This is a genomic window from Bradyrhizobium sp. (assembly GCF_016462955.1).
Lineage (GTDB): Bacteria > Pseudomonadota > Alphaproteobacteria > Rhizobiales > Xanthobacteraceae > Bradyrhizobium.
The window spans coordinates 1-17,911 of the sequence record NZ_JAEMSD010000083.1 but is presented as its reverse complement, the minus strand read 5'-3'; the positions used below and the strand labels follow the sequence as shown (position 1 = coordinate 17,911).

The window sequence follows — 17,911 nt, the reverse complement described above, 5'->3', positions numbered from 1 at the left end:
GTCGATGTCGGCGAAACCTTCCTGGGCCGGATCCCCGCCGTGCGGGCGATCTATCGCGGGCTGAAACAGGTGTTCGAGACGCTGTTCTCCGGCAAGGGCTCGAGCTTCCGTAAAGTCGGCCTGGTCGAGTTTCCCTCGCCGGGCATGTGGTCGATCGTGCTGATCTCGCAATCGCCGAGCGAGGACGTCGCGCGCAGCCTGCCCGGGCAGGAGGAGCATGTCTCGGTGTTTCTGCCGTGCTCGCCGAACCCCACGACGGGCTTCTTCTTCTATGTTCCCAAGAGCAAGATCGTCGAGGTCGATCTTTCCGCCGAGGAGGCTGCGACGCTGATCATGTCGGCGGGCGTGGTGCAGCCGGGCTCAACGCCCGATCCGAAGAAGGCGGCCGCGCTTGCGGGCATGGCCAATGCTGCGCGCATCGCCAATGCCTCCACGCTCAAGCCCGAGCCTGCGAAGGCGGAGTAGGGCCATTCCGTCGCTGGATGGCCGTCTTCACGCAGGCGTTCGCGTCCTCTGCTAGTCTCCGGCTCGACCGAGCGCGTGGCTCGGAATTCGACCTGGAGTGCAAGATGTCCGAAACGACGTCAAAGACCATCGCGATCCTCGCGCCCGGAGCGATGGGCAGCGCCGTGGCGCGCCGGCTCACCGAGAACGGCGCACGCGTGCTGACGTCGCTGCAGGGGAGGAGCGAAGCGACGCGCAAACGCGCGGAGGCCGCCGGCATGATCGATGCCGAAGACGATGCGATCGCGGACGCCGACATCATTCTTTCGATCGTGCCGCCGGGCGAGGCCGTTGTGCTCGCCGAGCGGCTGGCGGCGCTGATCGTTCAGCGCGCGAAGAAGCCCATCGTGGTCGATTGCAACGCGGTCAATGTCGACACGGTGCAAGGGATCGAGGAGATCATCGGCTCGGCCCAGGCTCCGTTCGTCGATGCCGGCATCATCGGCTTTCCGCCGCAGCCGGGCGGCAAGGGCCCGGCCTTCTACCTGTCGGGCGAGCACGCCAGCAACGTCGCCGTGCTGAAGGAGCTCGGTCTCGATGTGCGGATCGTCGAAGGCCCGGTCGGCGCGGCCTCCGCGCTGAAAATGTCCTACGCCGGCATCGTCAAGGGCCTCGCAGGCATCGGCTCGGCGATGGTGATCGCGGCGACGAAGGCGGGCGCGGCCGATGCGCTCCGCGACGAGCTCGCGCTGAGCCAGCCCGCGATCCTGGCGCGGCTTGAAGTGGCGCTGCCTGACATGATTCCGAAGGCCTACCGGTGGGTTGCGGAGATGCGGGAAATTTCCGGATTCCTCGGGCCCGATCATCCCGCCAGCCAGATCTACGAGGGCTTTGCGCGCTGGTTCGAGCATCTGGCCGAGGATGCCAAGGGGGATGCGGTGGATGTGGGGCTGATGAAGGCGTTCGCAGAAACGAGTGCGAAGAAGAAAGTCTAGCTGTCGGCCTCTCGCAATCGGCTTGCTGTTCCAAAGAGGGCAATGGCTGAATGGCCGGCGCATGCCATGGGAGTTCGAATGAGAGTGCTGGTGATCGGCGCAGGGGCGCTCGGAGGCTATTATGGGGCTTGCCTCGTCCGGGCAGACCGCGACGTGACCTTTCTGGTGCGCGAGAAACGGGCCGAGCAATTGCGGCGACAAGAACTGCAGGTCGTGAGCCCGCACGGCGATTTCGTGGTGCAGCCGAAGATCCTGCTGGCCGGCGATCTCAGGGATACGTTCGACGTCGTGCTCGTCGGCGTGAAGGCCTACTCGCTCGACGACGCAATGAGCCAATTTGCGCCCGCCGTCGGTCCCGGCACGATGATCCTGCCGATCCTGAACGGGTTGAAACATCTCGACGCTCTCACCGCCAGGTTCGGCGCCGCTCGCGTCCTCGGCGGCCTCGCCAATGTGAGTGCCGGGCTCGACGCGGACGGCCGTGTCGTTCAGTTCATGGCCAATCAGACAATCGTCTTCGGCGAGATCGAGGGGGGATTGAGCGAACGTGCGCTCGCACTGGAAACGCTGCTCCAGGTTCCCGGCATCGACGTGCGCGCCAGCGAAGCGATCATGCAGGACATGTGGGAGAAGTTCGTGCAGCTCTCGACGCTCGCTGGCATCACCTGCCTGATGCGCGCGAGCATCGGCGACATCCTGGCTGTGCCCGACGGCGAGCAGTCGATTTTCCGCCTGTTTGCTGAGTGCTGCGCCGTCGCGACGGCTTCAGGCTTTGAGCCACGCGCGCCGTTCATCGAGTTCGACCGCAAGCTCTTCACCACCCTGGATTCGCCGCTGAAGGCCTCGATGCTGCGCGACATCGAGCGCGGCTCGGTCACCGAATCCGAGCATATCCTGGGCGACATGGCCCGCCGCGCCCGTGCGCTCGGCATCGACACGCCCGTGCTGGATCTGGCGCGGGCGCATGTGGCGGCTTACGAAGTGGGGCGGCGACGGGCGGCAGGCTAACCCGCCCCGATCAAGGGGATCGCTTCGTCCCGTTCGTAAAGATACAGCAAGCACCGCAACGCTTCGCCGCGCTCGCCCTTCAGCTTCGGATCGTCCTTGAGGATGCGCAGCGCTTCGTCTCTGGCCTGGGCGATCAGCTGGCCGTGCACCTCCGGACGCGCAATGCGGTAGCCGGGCAGGCCGCTTTGGCGCACGCCCAGGACGTCGCCTTCGCCGCGCAGCTTGAGGTCCTCTTCGGCGATGCGAAAACCGTCGGTGGTCTCGCGGATCACCTTCAGCCGCGCCTTCGACATCTCGCCGAGCGGCTCGCCATAGAGCAGAATGCAGGTCGAGGCTTCCGAGCCGCGTCCGATGCGGCCGCGCAGCTGGTGCAACTGGGCGAGCCCGAAACGCTCGGCGTTCTCGATCACCATGATGGTGGCGGCTGGCACGTCGACGCCGACCTCCACGACCGTCGTCGCCACCAGCAGCCCGATCTCGTGGGCAGCGAACGCGCCCATGACGCGGTCTTTTTCCGTGCCCTTCATCTGGCCGTGGACGAGGCCGACGCGGTCGCCGAAGCGCTTTTGCAGCGTCTCGAAACGCTTGGTCGCGTTGGTGAGGTGCTCGGTGCCCTCGGCCTCGGATTCATCCACCAGCGGGCAGATCCAGTAGACCAGCTTGCCCGCTTCGAGCGCGCGGCCGACGCCTTCCATGACTTCGCCGATCCGGCTCATCGCAACCGCGCGGGTATCGATGGGCTGGCGGCCGGCGGGCTTCTCGCGCAGTTCCGAGATGTCCATGTCGCCGAAATAGGTCAGCACTAGCGTGCGCGGGATCGGTGTGGCGCTGAGCACCAGCACGTCGACGGCTTCGCCCTTGGACGTGAGCGCAAGGCGTTCGCGCACGCCGAAGCGATGCTGCTCGTCGACGATGGCGAGCGCCAGATCCTTGAATATCACATCGTCCTGGATCAGCGCGTGGGTGCCGACCAGAAGATCAATCTCGCCGTCGGCGAGCCGATTGATGATCTCGCGCCGCTCCTTGCCCTTCTCGCGTCCGGTGAGGATGGCGACGCGCATGCCGGCGCGCTCGGCGAGCGGGGCGATGGTCTTGATGTGCTGGCGCGCCAGGATCTCGGTCGGCGCCATCAGCGCGGCCTGTTTGCCAACTTCGGCGACCGCGGCGGCTGCGAGCAGCGCCACCACGGTCTTGCCGGAGCCGACGTCGCCCTGGAGCAGGCGTAGCATGCGTACCGGCTGCGTCAGGTCTTCGGCGATGGCCGCGACGGCGCTGCGTTGCGAGGGTGTCAGCGCGTACGGAAGGGCGTCGATGATCTTGTTGCGCAAATGTCCGTCGCCGGCGTTGCGCACGCCGGCGGGACGGCGCAGCTGCGCGCGGATTAGGGCGAGTGCGAGCTGGCCGGCCAGCAACTCGTCGAAGGCGAGGCGCGACCAGAACGGCTGGTCCGGCAGAATGTCCGTCAGCTCGACCGGCTGGTGCACGCGCGTCAGCGCTTCCGCGATTGGCGGGAACTGGCAGCGACGCAGCACCTCCGGGCTGATCCATTCCGGCAAGGCGGGTAGCTTTTGCAGCGCCTGCGCGATCGCGCGGCGGAGCGAGCCGAGCGCGAGGCCTTCGGTCAGCGGATAGACCGGGTCGATGCCCGACAGCTTCGAGATCGCCTCCTCGTCGAGGACACGGTCCGGATGCACGATCTGCGGAATGCCGTCGTACATCTGCAGCGTGCCGGAGACGTAGCGCTTCTCGCCGACCGGCAGCAGTTTTTCGACATAACCCGGCTTGGCGCGGAAGAACGTGAGCACGACGTCGCCGGTGTCGTCGCTGGCGTAGACCACATACGGCGCGCGCGAATTGCGCGGCGGGGGTGGGCGGTGACGGTCGACGGTGACCTCCAGCGTCACCATGGTTCCGACCGCCGCGTCGCGGATCTTCGGCCGGGCGCGGCGATCGATGACCTGGCTCGGCAGATGCAACAGCAGGTCGACCAGCCGCGGCGTCTCGCTGCGGCTGAGCAGGTACTGCAGCAGCTTGTCCTGCTTCGGACCAACGCCGGGCAGGCTTGTCACGGGGGCAAACAGCGGATTGAGCAGGCTGGGGCGCATTCTTCGAATCTAGAACCGTTCGCTGCCGTGATGGCCAGTTTTGTACGGGACGTCCACGGCTTTATTCCGTCCGGCCGGTGAGGCGCGGCTGGACCGGCGGAGTGCTGATCCAGCCGCGATTTGCGCTAGGCGGCACGAAACGCTGTGCCTTTGAACCGCTTGACCGGCTGGCCGCGCTCGAGCTGATCGTGTGCGGCGTGCGCCTCGCTGCGGGCGGCGATCGCGGCCAGCTCGCCTTGCAGCCTGAGCAAGGCGTCCAGCCGCTGCAATGCCAGCGCCTTGTTCCGATGCTGCGATCGTTCCTCCCGCGCCACGACTGCGAGCCCGCTCGGAACGTGGATCGCCCGCACGGCGCTTTCGGTCTTGTTCTGGTGCTGTCCGCCCGGGCCCCCGGCACGGAAGGCCTCGAAGCGAACATCCCCGGCGTTGATCGCCTGCGGCGCCTCAGGCAGCGCAGGAAGCTCTACGACGCCGATGAACCAGTTCTTGCGCTTGTGATGCGGCCTCAGCGGGCTCTGCGCCGTCCATTGGACTGCGCCGATCCAAGGCCGCGCGAAGGCGGCCGCGCCTTCGCCGTGGACGACGACGACCGCCGATGCCGGGCCGTGCTTGTCGGGGCGGGGGCCTTCGAGATGGTCGGTATCGAAGCCAAGCGCTGTCGCTTCGGCGATGAGCGCTGCAACGGCCTTGCCGACCGCGATCCGGCACTCCGCCGGACCGCGTCCGCTGGTGAACAGGAGGCGGATCATCGGCGATCCTCCCGCCAGCTCTTGTCGCGCTTGCCGCCCGCCGCGGCGCTCGACTGACCCTTCTTGAAGGTCAGCAGCGGCCGGAACTTGGCCACCACGCGTGCGAGGCCGAACTCCACGAGATCGGCGATGACGCGCTCGATGCTCTTGTAGGCGTTGGGCGCTTCCTCCGCGAGCAGGCCGCGATCGCCGCAGACGACGATGCCGCCGAACGGGTTGCGTTCCAGCCTGGCAACGTCCGACTTCTTGACCCGGACGCGACCGTGCATGGACGCTCGGTCGTACTTGCGGCCCGCGCCGTGGGCGAGCGATGCCAGCGCTTCGGGTTGCATGTCCGCCAGAGGCTCGACCAGATAGGACAGCGTTCCGCGCGACCCCGGCACCGGCACCAGTCCGCGATCGGCCGCCGCCGCGCCCTTGCGATGCAGCGCCAGCACATCGCCGGCGGCGTCCTGCCGGCACTCGACCATGTTGTGGGCGAGGTCGCTCACCGGACGCAGAGCCGCGCGCGCGGCGGCTCCGGTCCGCTCTGCGATGATGCGGCGATTGAGCTTCGCCCATCTCACGGCGCGATCATGGTCCGCCAGATAGGCATTTGCCGCGTCGCTGCCGATGGACAAGGACGGTTGTCCGCCCTGCAGGGCCCGCTCCAGGATCGAGAAGCCGAGGCCCCGCGAGCCGGAATGGACCAGGACATAGGCCAGGTTCCGGTCGAGGCCGGCGCGTGCGGCTGTGTCCGGCTCCACGATCTCGTCGATGGCCTGGAGTTCGCAGAAATGGTTGCCGCCGCCGATGCTGCCGAGCGCGGCATCAAAGGCGGTGGCGCCGAGGTCTGCGTCCGCGAGCGCGTTCTCCACGCTGCCGTCCCAGGGCTGGTCCAACGCGTGCATCCGTTCGGCCAGATGGTCGAGCCGCAGCTTGCGGGCGGCGATGTCGAGCTCGAACAGGCCCATGCCGCATCCGATGTCGGAGCCGACGAGTTGCGGATGGATCCGTTCCGACAGAATGGCACAGCCGACAGGCCCGTACTTGCCGGGATGCAGATCAGGCATGGCAGCGACAGACCGGACTCCGGGGAGGCCGGCGACCTGTTCCAGTTGAAGTGTTGAATTGCCTTCGATCCATGATTTGGACGAGGCGAAGATGTGGATCGGCGCGCGGCCGTCCACGTTGGGAAACGTGCCCATTGAAAGCTTTCATAGGGGTCGTCGACACGCGCAAGGCGCGTGGTTTCCCTAACGGCGCGGCCAACGCACGCGCAGTTTAGGCGATGCCCTCGACGGGGCGGCGAGACATGAACGTCATCGAGCCTTCTCCCTGATGATCGCGCCAAGCGGCGCCGGATCGGGGCAGACACATAGCGGCGAAAGCGAGAAGCCGCAAGCCACAGGCGATGTGCTTCCGGCGACAAAAGGCTGCTGACATTTGCAGGTGCAGGGCCTATATCAGCCCCGCCCGGCACGTCCGGGCTTTCTGCGTTTGACTGGATCGGAGACATGACGGGAACGACACGCTCGAGCGAGGGGCTGGACGACCGCCGCAAGCGGCTTCTGTTCCGCTGCTGGCATCGCGGCACGCGCGAGATGGATTTGATCCTCGGCCGCTTCGCGGATGCCGAGATCGGCAATCTGTCCGACGCCGAGCTGGACGAACTCGAGCGCCTGCTCGAAGTCAACGATCCCGATCTCTATGCCGCGATCAGCGGCGACAAAGTGCTGCCGGCTGACGTCACCGGCGCGCTGTTTGCCCGCATCAAGGCGTTTCCGATCACGGACGGCAATCTATGAAGCCTGGGATGAAGTCGCCGGCCGAGCTGCTCACGCCCGGCCGCGCGCTGACGCTTGCCAATGTCGCGGAGGGCGCGGAAGGGCTCGTGGTCTCCGATCTCGCGCGCGCCATCGCGGCGCGGCCGAAGAAGCCGGCGGTCAGCCTCGCCGTGGTCTGCCGCGACGGCGGGCGCATGCAGTCGCTCGAACGCGCACTTAGGTTCTTCGCGCCCGATCTGCCGGTGCTGACCTTTCCGGCCTGGGATTGCCAGCCCTATGACCGCGTCTCGCCGCATGGCGGCATTCTCGCGCAGCGCCTGACCACGCTGGCGCGGCTGGCTTCGCTCACCGGCAGCGACAAGCCGCTGATCGTGCTGACGACGGTGAACGCCGCGGTGCAGCGTGTGCCCGCGCGCGAGCTCGTGGCGGCGCAGGCGCTGTCGGTCGCCCCCGGCAACGTGGTGCCGATGGACACCGTCGTCGCCTGGCTGGAGCACAACGGCTACAACCGCTCCTCCACCGTGCGCGAGCCCGGCGAATACGCCGTGCGCGGCGGCATCCTCGACCTGTTTCCGGCCGGCCTCGACCAGCCCGTTCGCTTCGACTTTTTCGGCGACAGCCTGGAATCGATCCGTTCGTTCGATGCCGAAACGCAGCGCACGCTGCTCGACATGCGTTCGCTCGACCTCGTGCCGGTGTCCGAGTTCCAGCTTGTCACCGACACGATCCGCCGCTTTCGCATGGGCTATGTCGCCGAGTTCGGCGCTCCCGAGCGCGACGATGCGCTGTACGAGGCGGTCAGCGAAGGCCGCCGCCATCCCGGTATGGAGCACTGGCTGCCGCTGTTCCAGGACCGCATGGACACGCTGTTCGACTATCTGCAAGGCGCGGCCGTCGCAATCGAGCCGCAGGCCGAGGACGCCGTCCGCGAGCGCTTCAAGCAGATCCTCGACTATTACGAGGCGAGGCGCGAGGCGATGGAGCATCCCGGCGGTGGCGCCATCTACAAGCCGCTGCCGCCTGACCGGCGCTATCTGACCGAGGAGGAATGGGGCAAGCGGCTCGGCGATGTCCCGCTGGCGCGGCTGACGCCGTTCTCGGTGCCGACCGACGGCACCGGGGTCGTCGATGCCGGTGCGCGCAAGGGCCGCGACTTTGCTCCCGAGCGCAACGACACCAATGTCAACGTGTTCGAAGCCGTCGTCGCGCATGTGATGGCCTTGCAGGCCCAGCGCAAGAAGGTCGTGATCGCGCTCTGGACCGAAGGCTCGCGCGACCGCATGAATTCGATGCTGCGCGACCACAAGCTTGCCCACACCACCAGCGTCAACACCTGGCGCACCGTGCTGGCGACCCCGCGCAACGAGACCATGCTCGCCGTGCTCGGCCTCGAAAGCGGCTTCGAGACCGACGAGATCGCGCTCATCAGCGAGCAGGACATTCTGGGCGATCGCCTGGTGCGGCCGCGCAAGGCCAGCCGCAAGCTCGACAATTTCATCTCGGAGGTGACGAGCCTGACCGCCGGCGACATCGTCGTCCACGTCGACCACGGCATCGGCCGCTTCATCGGCCTGCAGACTCTCGACGTTGCCGGCGCGCCGCATGACTGTCTCGAGCTGCATTATGCCGCCGAGACCAAGCTGTTCCTGCCGGTCGAGAACATCGAGCTGCTGTCGCGCTACGGATCCGACCAAACGACGGTCGAGCTGGACAAGCTCGGCGGCTCGGGCTGGCAGACCCGAAAAGCAAAGCTGAAGAACCGCATCCGCGAGATCGCGGGCGAGCTGATCAAGATCGCCGCCGAACGCATGCTGCATGAGGCGCCGAAGCTGCCGGTGCAGCAGGGCCTCTACGACGAATTCTGCGCGCGCTTCCCCTATGACGAGACCGAGGACCAGCTGGGCGCGATCGAGTCCACGCTGAAGGACCTCGAAAAGGGGCGGCCGATGGACCGGCTGATCTGCGGCGATGTCGGCTTCGGCAAGACGGAGGTGGCGCTGCGTGCCGCCTTCGCCGTGGCGCTGGACGGCAAGCAGGTCGCGGTGGTGGTGCCGACCACGCTGCTGGCGCGCCAGCACTACAGGACGTTCAGCGAGCGCTTCAAGGGCTTCCCGGTGAATGTCGCCCAAGCCTCGCGGCTGATCCCGACCAAGCAGCTCAACGAGGTCAAGAAGGGCCTCACCGACGGCTCCGTCGACATCGTCGTCGGCACCCATGCGCTGCTCGGCAAAGCGATCAAGTTCCGCGACCTCGGCCTGCTCATCGTCGACGAAGAGCAGCATTTCGGCGTCAGCCACAAGGAGCGGCTGAAGGCGCTGCGCGCCGAGGTGCACGTGCTGACGCTGTCGGCGACGCCGATCCCGCGCACGCTGCAACTGGCGCTGACAGGCGTTCGCGAGCTCTCGATCATTGCGTCGCCTCCGGTCGACCGCCTCGCGGTCCGCACATTCGTCGCCCCGCACGATCCGCTGATGATCCGCGAGGCGCTCTTGCGCGAGCGCTATCGCGGCGGCCAGGCGTTCTACGTGGTGCCGCGCATCGACGACCTCGCCGAGGTCAAGGACTTCCTCGACAAGAACGTACCGGAGATGAAGGTTGCGGTCGCGCACGGCCAGATGCCGCCCGCCGTGATCGAGGACATCATGACCGCGTTCTACGACGCCAAGTTCGATATCCTGTTGTCGACCACGATCGTGGAATCGGGCCTCGACATTCCCAACGCCAACACGCTGATCGTGCATCGCGCCGACATGTTCGGCCTCGCCCAGCTCTATCAGTTGCGCGGCCGCGTCGGCCGCTCCAAGCTGCGCGCCTATGCGCTGTTCACGCTGCCGGCGCAGCAGAAGATCACGGCGCAGGCCGAACGCCGGCTCACCGTGCTGCAATCGCTGGAGACGCTGGGGGCCGGCTTCCAGCTCGCCTCGCACGACCTCGACATCCGCGGCGCCGGCAATCTCCTCGGCGAAGAGCAGTCCGGCCACATCAAGGAGGTCGGCTTCGAGCTCTACCAGTCGATGCTGGAAGAGGCGATCGTCAACCTCAAGGCCGGCGTGTCCGAGCCCGCCGCCGACCGCTGGTCGCCGTCGATCACCATCGGCATGCCCGTGCTGATTCCGGAGGACTATGTCGGCGACCTCTCGGTGCGCCTGTCGCTGTACCGGCGGCTCGCCGATCTCGACAGCGAGGAGGAGATCGAGAATTTCGGCGCCGAGATGCGCGACCGTTTCGGCGTGCTGCCGGACGAGGTGCGCTATCTGTTCAAGGTCGCCGCGATCAAGGCGTTCTGCCGCAGGGCCAATGTCGAGAAGATCGACGCCGGCCCGAAGGGCGCCGTCATCGTCTTCCGCGACAATTCCTTTGCCTATCCCGATCGCCTCGTCACCTTCATCCGCAGCTACGGCCAGGCCGCCAAGGTGAGGCCCGACATGAAGGTGGTGTTCCTGCAGGATTGGGAGACGCCGGAGGAGCGCCTCGCCGGCACGACGGAGATCATGCGGCAGCTGGCGCAGCTCGCGGAGAGCAAGAAGGCGGCTTAGGAAAGGCGAGATATCCTAGGGTGGGCAAAGGCGCTCTTGCGCCGTGCCCACGAATTATCTTCAGTCACATGCAGAAGGTGGGCACGCTTCGCTTTGCCCACCCTACAGCAGCGAGGTTGCAGCTACGACGCCGCCCGTGACGCGTCCGCCGACAGGCGCGCCAGCAGCGACCGTGCCGTATCTGACGGCGATAGTGAATCCACGCTGACGACGGGATCGCTACGCATCTCGTGCTTGCCGTTCGAGGTATGCCGCATCACTGCAGACAAGCGGCGGGCGATCATATGCGCGGTGCGGAAGTCGGTCTCGGAGAACACGACGATGACCGAGCCGTCCTTCTGAGCCGTGCCGAAATCCATCTGCCGCATCAGGCGACTGAGGATGCGCGCAGCGTCGAGCTGGGCGCGGGAATTATTGGGGTCGAAGGCGAAACGCGCGACCGACAACCCGCCGCCGCGGGCGAGCGTCTGCTCGACCGCCTTGGCAAAATCGCGGGCGAAGGCCTCCACCGTGAGCAGGCCGCTGCGTGGATCGAGCCAGCCGCCGGCGTCGATCGAACGAAGTGTGCGGCTGAACTGCGCTTCCATGGCGTGCTGGCGGATCAAGGGCAGAGCGCTGGCGGCGACCTTCGCCGGCTCGCCAGGGATCAGTTCGAGATTGGGAAGGTCGTAGGCCTGCGTCAGCTGGTGGGCGGTGACGACCACGGGCAGGCTGCGGAAGCGGGTGTCCTCGGCGAGCACCGTGAGGAAGGCATCCGTCACGCGAGCGGTAAAGCCTTCGGCGAGCACGACGCCATCGAGGTCGCGGGTATTGAGATGCTTTGCGGCGGCCTCGATCGAGAGCGCGCCGACCACGCCGACGCGCTCGCCGAGCGCGACGGAGAGGGCGGGATAGGCGGCGCCGCGGCCGATCAGGAGCACGGTGGCATCGCGTGCAGGATCGCCTTCCGGCAGCGCGACCTTCACTTCCGGCAGCCGGCGCAGAACCGTTGCATGCAGTGTGCGGACGCGGAGCGCAGCACGGAGCCGCGCGACCAGGCGATCGGGATTGCCGCGCGAGGAGAAGGGCAGCGCGTTGTGAGGCAGCATGCCCGCCGCATCCAGGGCCACGATGGGAAGGTAGGGCGACTGGCTGGCGATCTTCTTAGCGAGCGGAGCCATGTGCGGCTCGTGTCCATGCATCGCAGCGAGGACCGCGGCTGGTTGCACCTCTGCGACCGCACGTGCCGCGCTGGCCCAGTCGGTGTCGACGACGGGAAAGAGCTTGGCCTCGTCCAGCGCCGCCACGACAGCGGGGCGTTCGGCATCGGACACAAACAGGATCGGGCCCGCCTGGGACATTCGACAAACTCTGATCGCGCAACAGATGCCGCGCAATCTAGTTCGGCCGCCTTAATGCTGAGTCAACGGAGGTGGCGAAACTGCGCCTAGATCGGGCCGGCGCGGTCGCGAAAGGCCTCGACCATCAGGGGGTTAAGCCCGAGTTCGCTGAGCGCCTCGCGGGCGCGGGCATTGTCCTGGGCGCGCCCCGCAAGCCTGTGGCCGGACAGCCGATCGGGCAATGCGGTGAGGAGGGCGCCCTGGCCGAGCCGGCGGGCCCATTCCTGCAGATCGTTGGAGAGGAAGCGGTAGCCGCCGACGGCCATGATGCCCGAGGGGGGCGCAGTGATGCAGATCGCCCCGCTGGGGCGGTCGAGCCGCGCGGCATAGCCGGTGTCGACATAGTCGCGCGGCGGCTGCGCGGTCAGCGTCTCGCCGACCGGTTGCGGCGGGGCATAGGCTGCGATCGGCACCATCGCGCCGCGCAGGCCGAGCGTGCCCTTGGGCGTCAGCAGGATCTCGCCGGCAATGGAGGAGCCGGACTGCTCGCGCGGGGCGCCGTGCGGTCCGGGCATCACAGGCACCGGCATGCCGTCCTCGCCGCGACGGGCGCCGAACAGGCCGGCCTCGCCGAACAGGTAGACGTCGGTCAGCGGCGCATGCGGGGAGATCCAGGCATCGCTCGCGGCGACCTGCTCGGGCGCGCGCCACAGGCCGATGACGTTGCGCAAGCCGGGCATTCGCGCCGCGAGGTCGGAATCGCCGAGGCGCAGCACGAGCTGGGCCGGCGCGATCAGAACCTCGCACTCATGCTCGTTGATCTGCTGCTCCAGCACCTCGTTCTCGAACGGATGGTGCAGCGCCAGCGTGCCGCCGGAGAGCAGCCACACCGCGAGCGAGGACGCGAGGCCAGCGAACGACATCGGCGTGAACGCCGCCATCACGGTCGCGCCCTGCTTGATGTCGGCTTCGAGCGACATCGCAAGACCGCCGGCGATCAGGCTGAAATGCGGCCGCGGCACCGGTCGGAAGCCTTCTGCGGTGACGTCGAAGGAGATCATCGCCGCCTTGCGGCCGTCCTGGATCACGGCGCGCGTGGTGCCGGGCGGGCGAGCCAGGACGTCGTCGAGCGCCGCCATGCCCTCGGGCAGGTCGCCACCGAAGCCGCATACGTGTCGGATCGAGAAGGCTTCGGCGGCCGCATGCATCGCGAGATCGGCGTAGCTGACGCCATCGATCGTGCTCATGGTGACGATGGCGCGCGCCGCGGTGCGGTTGAGGGCGGCGGTGAGTTCGGCATGGCGCCAGAGCAGCGGCAGCACGGCGACGACGAGGCCGGCACGATGGGCGGCGAGCACAGTGAGCACGAACTCGACAGTATTCGGCAGCTGAATCGCGATGACGGAGTTGGCCGGCAGGCCCGATTCGACGAAGAAGGCCGACAGCGCCTCGATGGCCGTATCGGCCTCGGCATAGGTCATCCGCCGCGGCTGGTGCCCGGTGACGCGTGCCTTGTTCAGGGGATCGAGCAGCGCGAGGGCGTGCGGCTGCCGCATCAGCGTGCGCTGAAACAGCGTATCGAGCGTCGGCGATATGGCTGGCTGGTTCACGGCGTCACTTTGCTTGATGAGCTTGCGGCTGCCCTTTCGACCACCAGGTCTCCGGCAAATAGCCCGAGAGCGAGGTGACCTTGGGCCGTTCTATCCGATTCCAGCGCGCAATCCATTGCTCCGATACGTTAAACAGCGGGATTGTATAGAAGCCCGCGATCAGGGCGCGGTCGAGCGCGCGGACGGCCGGGACGAAATCCGTATGTTCACGGGCTTCGAGCAGGGCGGCGATCATGGCATCGACGGCGGGATCCCTGGCCCCCATGTAATTGCGGGTGCCGGGATTGTCCGCGGCCGCGCTGCCCCAGTAAAAATATTGCTCGTTGCCCGGCGACAGCGACTGGTCCCAGCGGTTCTGGATCATGTCGAACTCGTAGGCGAGCCGGCGCTGGTCGAACTGCACGGGATCGACCGAGCGAACAGTCGGCTCGATGCCGGCGCGCTTGAGATCGCGCTGGAACGCGAGCGCGATGCGCTCCTGGTCGCGGGTCGAGACCATGATCTCGAAGGTGAAGGGAGCCTTCGTGGCGCGATTGCGCAGCACGGTGCCGTCGAGATCGTAGCCGGCCTCCGAAAGCAGCTTCAGCGCTGCGCGCAGGGTGGTGCGGTCGCGTCCCGAGCCGTCGGTGGCCGGCAGACGGTAGCGGCCGTCGAGGATGTCAGGCGGGATCTGCGCCGCGAACGGCTTCAGCAGTTCGCGTTCGCGCGCATCCGCAGGCCGCCCATAGGCCGACAGGTCCGAGCCGGCGAAATAGCCGGCAACGCGCGAGTAGAGGCCGAAGAAGTAGTTGCGGTTGACCAATTCGAAATCGAACAGCAGCGTCAGCGCCTGCCGCACGCGGATGTCGGCGAAGATCGGACGGCGGGTGTTGAAGACCAGGAATTCGGACGGCTGCGGCGTGCCCGGTTTGACGCTGTCGCGGATCACCTCGCCGCTTTTGACTGCGGGAAAATCGTAGCCGTCGTGCCAGCGCAACGGCTCGTGCTCGATGCGAAAATCGTACAGGCCGCGCTTGAAAGCCTCGAACTGGCCGTTCGCCTCGCGAAAATAATCGAGCCGGATCTCGTCGAAATTGTAGAGCCCGCGGTTGATGGGCAGGTCGCGGCCCCAATAGTCGGGGTTGCGGATGAGGGTGACGCTGGCACCGGGCTTCACCACCGTGACGCGATAGGGTCCGGAGCCGACCGGCGCCGTCAGCGTCGTCTCCTCGAAAGTCGCGACGTCGATGGCATGCTTCGGCAGGATCGGCATCAGGCCGAGAATCAGCGGCAGCTCGCGGTCGTTGGCGCCGGTGAGGTCGAAACGGACGGTGAGGGGATCGGGTGCCTCGGCCTTCGCGACCTTGGCGTAATACTGCCGGTGGTTGGGCCGGCCGTGGTCGCGCAGCAGCTCCCAGGAGAACAGCACGTCTTCGGCGAGCACGGGCTTGCCGTCGGAGAAGCGGGCGCGGGGATCGAGGTGGAACGTGACGAAGGTGCGGTCGTCGTCGCTTTCGACCGTCCTGGCGAGCAGGCCGTAGAGCGTGAACGGCTCGTCCTGGCCGCGCGCGAGCAGGCTTTCGACCACGTAACCCCGCATCTGCTGCACCGCCAATCCCCTGACAATGAAGGGATTGAGACTGTCGAAGGTGCCGAGAATGCCCCAGGTGATGCGGCCGCCCTTCGGCGCATCCGGATTGGCATAGGGCACATGGGTGAAGTCGGCGGGCAGCGCCGGTCTGCCGTGCATGGCAATGGCATGGGCCTCCGCGGCCCTAGCGCTGCCGCCTGCCGACAGCCCGAGAGCGAGAGCCACAACCGCGGCTTGGGCAAGACGGCGACGGGGGCCCTCGACGAGGCCTTGGAACATGAACATCGGCACACGTTGATTCGAGGACCGGCTGGCCGGAATCCTATCACAGGGAATTTCCCCCAGCGCAGCTGAGGATGTGGCCAAAGGCGCTTGTCGGCATTGATCTTTTCGTCGGCCACGCTAAGAAGGCACCCAATCGCGCAAGAGCGTCGAGCCCGTCACTTATCCGCCTCAATTGACGGGAAGAGAGCCGCGCCCAAGGCGGCCAGGTTCGGCGCTTCGGAGCGGTTCGGGCACTTCCCGTTCAGAAAGGGTTTTCCGCAATGAATTTCCGTTACTTGGCCGCGTCCGTCCGGCCGCGCGGGCGGCTTCTCGCCCTGTTGACGGCGACGGCGTTGGCCGTTCCCTTTGCCGCCGAGGCCCAAGCTCCCGCACCGGCGCCTGGCGCGCCCAAGGCGACCCCGGCTCCGGCTCCCAAGGCTCCTCCGAAAGCCGCCGCCCCCAAGGCTCCCGCACCCGCCGCGTCGCCGCAGGCGCAGCCGGCGCCGGGCGCGCAGCAGCAGGGCGCAGCCCAGCCGGCCGATCAGCAGATCCAGCTGATCTACGCCCCCTGGACCAAGTTCTGCCTCAAGGGCCAGGACGCCAACGCCAAGCAGGTCTGCTTCACCGGCAAGGACGGCCGCATCGAGTCGGGGCAGCCGGTCATCGCGGCGGTGATCATCGAGCCCGAAGGCGAGCCGAAGAAGATCCTGCGCGTGACGTTGCCGCTCGGCATGCAGCTCGTGCACGGCACCCGCATCATCGTGGACAACAATCCGCCGCTGCAGCAGCCCTACGTAATCTGCTTCCAGAACGGCTGCATGTCCGACTACGAGGCGACGCCCGAGCTCATCAACAACATGAAGAAGGGCCAGAATCTCGTTGTCCAGGCGATCAATGCCAACGGCGCGCCGCTGACCCTGCCGCTGCCGCTCGCCGGCGAATTCCAGAAGGCCTATGACGGTCCGCCGACCGATCCGAAGGTGTTCGAGGAAACCCAGAAGAAGCTCCAGGAAGAGCTTCAGAAGAAGGCCGACGAGCAGCGCAAGAAGCTCGAGCAGCAGCAGGGCACGCCTCCGGCTGGTCAGAAGTAATCGGCCGGAGCCGCGACATGAAAAAGGCGCTCGGTTCGAGCGCCTTTTTTGCTGGCCGGTTGCAAGCCGCGACGGTTAGTTCAGCGAGGGATTGCGCGGGCGGTAGCCGCCGGCCTTGTCCTTGACGAAGATCTCGGCGACCTGGGAATGGCGGACCGGCTCGCCGGACTCATCGGGCAGAAGATTCTGCTCGGACACGTAGGCGACGTATTCGGAGTCCGCGTTCTCGGCGAGCAGGTGATAGAACGGCTGGTCCTTGTGCGGCCGCACCTCCTCGGGGATCGACAGCCACCACTCTTCGGTGTTGTTGAATTCCGGATCGATGTCGAAGATCACCCCCCGGAACGAGAAGATCCGGTGGCGAACGACCTGTCCGATCTGAAATTTGGCGGTCCGCGCTTTGATCATTCTCCGTCGATAGACCAGGATTGTGGCCGATGCTAGTGGGCTTATCGGGAATTAACCTTCGTTTCCGCGGCGGATAGCTCCGAAATCTTCAGAAAACACTTCACATATGGTCGATATCCTCAATCTGGCTCTACCTTATTTCGGCTTGATCTTCGTCGGTTTTGCGTGCGGCAAGACCAAGTCTCTGCCGGAATCGGGCCTCGCCTGGATGAACTTCTTCCTGCTCTACGTGTCGCTGCCGGCGCTGCTGTTTGCGATCATGTCGAAGACGCCGTTCTCGGAATTGAACAACCCGCCGTTCCTGGTGGCGACCACGCTGTCGACGGTGGCGGCATTCACCTTGGCTCTCGTGGTCGGCAAGCTGCTGGGACGGCTGACGCTGCGCGAGGCGACGCTCGCGGGCCTCTCCGGCGGCTACGGCAATATCGGCTATATGGGGCCGGGGCTGGCGCTCGCGGTGTTGGGTCCGAAGGCGGCGGCGCCGACCGCGCTGATCTTCTGCTGCGACAGCATCTTCCTGTTCACGATCGTGCCGCTCCTGATCGAGCTCTCCGACCGCGACCATCCCTCGCTCGTCCACGCCTTCGGCCTGGTGCTGAAGCAGATCGTGCTCAATCCGCTGATCATGTCCGCCTGCTTCGGCGCGGCGGTCGCGGCGCTGCATATCGAGATGCCGGTCGCGCTCGACCGCACCATCACCTTCCTGCAGAACGCCGCCGCTCCGACCGCGCTGTTCGTGCTCGGCGTGACCGTGGCGCTGCGCCCGTTCGACCGCGTGCCGTGGGAAGTGCCTGCCGTGATCGCGGTCAAGCTGCTGATCCATCCGCTCATGGCATTCGGCCTGATGCTGGCGTTCGGCCCGTTCGCGCAGCCCTGGGCCGCGACCGCCGTGCTGATGGCCTCGCTGCCGCCGGCGCTGAACGTGTTCGTGATTGCCCGCCAGAACGAGGCCTGGATCGAATCCGCCTCCGTCGCGGTGCTGCTCGGAACGTTCGCGTCGGTGGTCACGCTGACCAGCGTGATGTGGGCGATCCAGACCGGACGGC

General features: G+C 66.7%; 14 protein-coding genes. 7 read left to right on the top strand and 7 right to left on the bottom strand.

Going from position 1 to position 17,911, the window contains the following annotated elements; translation table 11 throughout:
* The 3 genes from JHD07_RS11790 to panE all read left to right on the top strand — a co-directional run.
* Nucleotides 1-465 (top strand): DUF502 domain-containing protein (locus JHD07_RS11790; protein ID WP_291622157.1); only part of this gene is annotated, 465 nt, incomplete at its 5' end.
* A 104-nt stretch (nucleotides 466-569) separates the two neighbouring features.
* The gene (locus JHD07_RS11785) at nucleotides 570-1,439 is read left to right on the top strand and encodes an NAD(P)-dependent oxidoreductase (protein WP_291622155.1); all 870 of its coding nucleotides are present in this window, start codon (nucleotides 570-572) and stop codon (nucleotides 1,437-1,439) included.
* 78 nt (nucleotides 1,440-1,517) lie between these two features.
* Entirely contained in the window at nucleotides 1,518-2,447 is a 930-nt protein-coding gene (panE, locus tag JHD07_RS11780) for a 2-dehydropantoate 2-reductase (RefSeq protein WP_291622153.1), read from the top strand.
* Here the strand turns inward: panE and recG are convergent.
* The 3 genes from recG to JHD07_RS11765 form a co-directional block, all read right to left on the bottom strand.
* The gene (gene recG, locus JHD07_RS11775; protein WP_291622151.1) at nucleotides 2,444-4,552 is read right to left on the bottom strand and encodes an ATP-dependent DNA helicase RecG; all 2,109 of its coding nucleotides are present in this window, start codon (nucleotides 4,550-4,552) and stop codon (nucleotides 2,444-2,446) included. The genes panE and recG overlap by 4 nt on opposite strands.
* Nucleotides 4,553-4,677: 125 nt before the next feature.
* Nucleotides 4,678-5,301: a peptide chain release factor H gene (gene prfH, locus JHD07_RS11770; RefSeq protein ID WP_291622149.1), complete on the bottom strand. Its 624-nt coding sequence runs from the start codon at nucleotides 5,299-5,301 to the stop codon at nucleotides 4,678-4,680.
* A complete protein-coding gene (locus JHD07_RS11765; protein WP_291622147.1) occupies nucleotides 5,298-6,488 on the bottom strand; it encodes an RNA ligase RtcB family protein in 1,191 nt (396 codons plus the stop codon). The genes prfH and JHD07_RS11765 overlap by 4 nt, the downstream gene beginning before the upstream one ends.
* A gap of 309 nt (nucleotides 6,489-6,797) precedes the next feature.
* On the opposite strand from JHD07_RS11765, the gene JHD07_RS11760 reads away from it, so the two are divergent.
* Both JHD07_RS11760 and mfd read left to right on the top strand, forming a co-directional pair.
* A complete protein-coding gene (locus JHD07_RS11760) occupies nucleotides 6,798-7,088 on the top strand; it encodes a succinate dehydrogenase assembly factor 2 (RefSeq protein WP_291622146.1) in 291 nt (96 codons plus the stop codon).
* On the top strand, nucleotides 7,085-10,603 hold the full coding sequence (gene mfd, locus JHD07_RS11755; protein WP_291622145.1) for a transcription-repair coupling factor: 3,519 nt from the start codon (nucleotides 7,085-7,087) through the stop codon (nucleotides 10,601-10,603). The genes JHD07_RS11760 and mfd overlap by 4 nt, the downstream gene beginning before the upstream one ends.
* Before the next feature lie 122 nt (nucleotides 10,604-10,725).
* Here the strand turns inward: mfd and JHD07_RS11750 are convergent, their stop codons facing one another.
* The 3 genes from JHD07_RS11750 to JHD07_RS11740 form a co-directional block, all read right to left on the bottom strand.
* A complete protein-coding gene (locus tag JHD07_RS11750) occupies nucleotides 10,726-11,943 on the bottom strand; it encodes a GGDEF domain-containing protein (protein ID WP_291622144.1) in 1,218 nt (405 codons plus the stop codon).
* 86 nt (nucleotides 11,944-12,029) lie between these two features.
* On the bottom strand, nucleotides 12,030-13,532 hold the full coding sequence (locus tag JHD07_RS11745) for a class I adenylate-forming enzyme family protein (RefSeq protein ID WP_291622143.1): 1,503 nt from the start codon (nucleotides 13,530-13,532) through the stop codon (nucleotides 12,030-12,032).
* Between the two features lie 4 nt (nucleotides 13,533-13,536).
* The gene (locus JHD07_RS11740; RefSeq protein ID WP_291622142.1) at nucleotides 13,537-15,387 is read right to left on the bottom strand and encodes an extracellular solute-binding protein; all 1,851 of its coding nucleotides are present in this window, start codon (nucleotides 15,385-15,387) and stop codon (nucleotides 13,537-13,539) included.
* 260 nt (nucleotides 15,388-15,647) lie between these two features.
* Between JHD07_RS11740 and JHD07_RS11735 the strand changes: the two genes are divergently transcribed.
* Nucleotides 15,648-16,457 (top strand): invasion associated locus B family protein, encoded by an 810-nt coding sequence (locus tag JHD07_RS11735; protein WP_291622141.1) that lies wholly within the window; start codon nucleotides 15,648-15,650, stop codon nucleotides 16,455-16,457.
* Between the two features lie 75 nt (nucleotides 16,458-16,532).
* Here the strand turns inward: JHD07_RS11735 and hspQ are convergent, their stop codons facing one another.
* The gene (hspQ, locus tag JHD07_RS11730) at nucleotides 16,533-16,865 is read right to left on the bottom strand and encodes a heat shock protein HspQ (RefSeq protein ID WP_291622140.1); all 333 of its coding nucleotides are present in this window, start codon (nucleotides 16,863-16,865) and stop codon (nucleotides 16,533-16,535) included.
* 106 nt (nucleotides 16,866-16,971) lie between these two features.
* Between hspQ and JHD07_RS11725 the strand changes: the two genes are divergently transcribed.
* A partial coding sequence (locus tag JHD07_RS11725) for an AEC family transporter (protein WP_291622122.1) occupies nucleotides 16,972-17,911 on the top strand: 940 nt, incomplete at its 3' end.

Coding starts and splice junctions, on each gene's coding strand:
- JHD07_RS11765 (WP_291622147.1), bottom strand. CDS start 6,488: ATGGGCACGTTTCCCAACGTGGACGGCCGCGCGCCGATCCACATCTTC.
- recG (WP_291622151.1), bottom strand. CDS start 4,552: ATGCGCCCCAGCCTGCTCAATCCGCTGTTTGCCCCCGTGACAAGCCTG.
- JHD07_RS11760 (WP_291622146.1), top strand. CDS start 6,798: ATGACGGGAACGACACGCTCGAGCGAGGGGCTGGACGACCGCCGCAAG.
- JHD07_RS11750 (WP_291622144.1), bottom strand. CDS start 11,943: ATGTCCCAGGCGGGCCCGATCCTGTTTGTGTCCGATGCCGAACGCCCC.
- mfd (WP_291622145.1), top strand. CDS start 7,085: ATGAAGCCTGGGATGAAGTCGCCGGCCGAGCTGCTCACGCCCGGCCGC.
- prfH (WP_291622149.1), bottom strand. CDS start 5,301: ATGATCCGCCTCCTGTTCACCAGCGGACGCGGTCCGGCGGAGTGCCGG.
- panE (WP_291622153.1), top strand. CDS start 1,518: ATGAGAGTGCTGGTGATCGGCGCAGGGGCGCTCGGAGGCTATTATGGG.
- JHD07_RS11740 (WP_291622142.1), bottom strand. CDS start 15,387: ATGTTCATGTTCCAAGGCCTCGTCGAGGGCCCCCGTCGCCGTCTTGCC.
- JHD07_RS11785 (WP_291622155.1), top strand. CDS start 570: ATGTCCGAAACGACGTCAAAGACCATCGCGATCCTCGCGCCCGGAGCG.
- hspQ (WP_291622140.1), bottom strand. CDS start 16,865: ATGATCAAAGCGCGGACCGCCAAATTTCAGATCGGACAGGTCGTTCGC.
- JHD07_RS11735 (WP_291622141.1), top strand. CDS start 15,648: ATGAATTTCCGTTACTTGGCCGCGTCCGTCCGGCCGCGCGGGCGGCTT.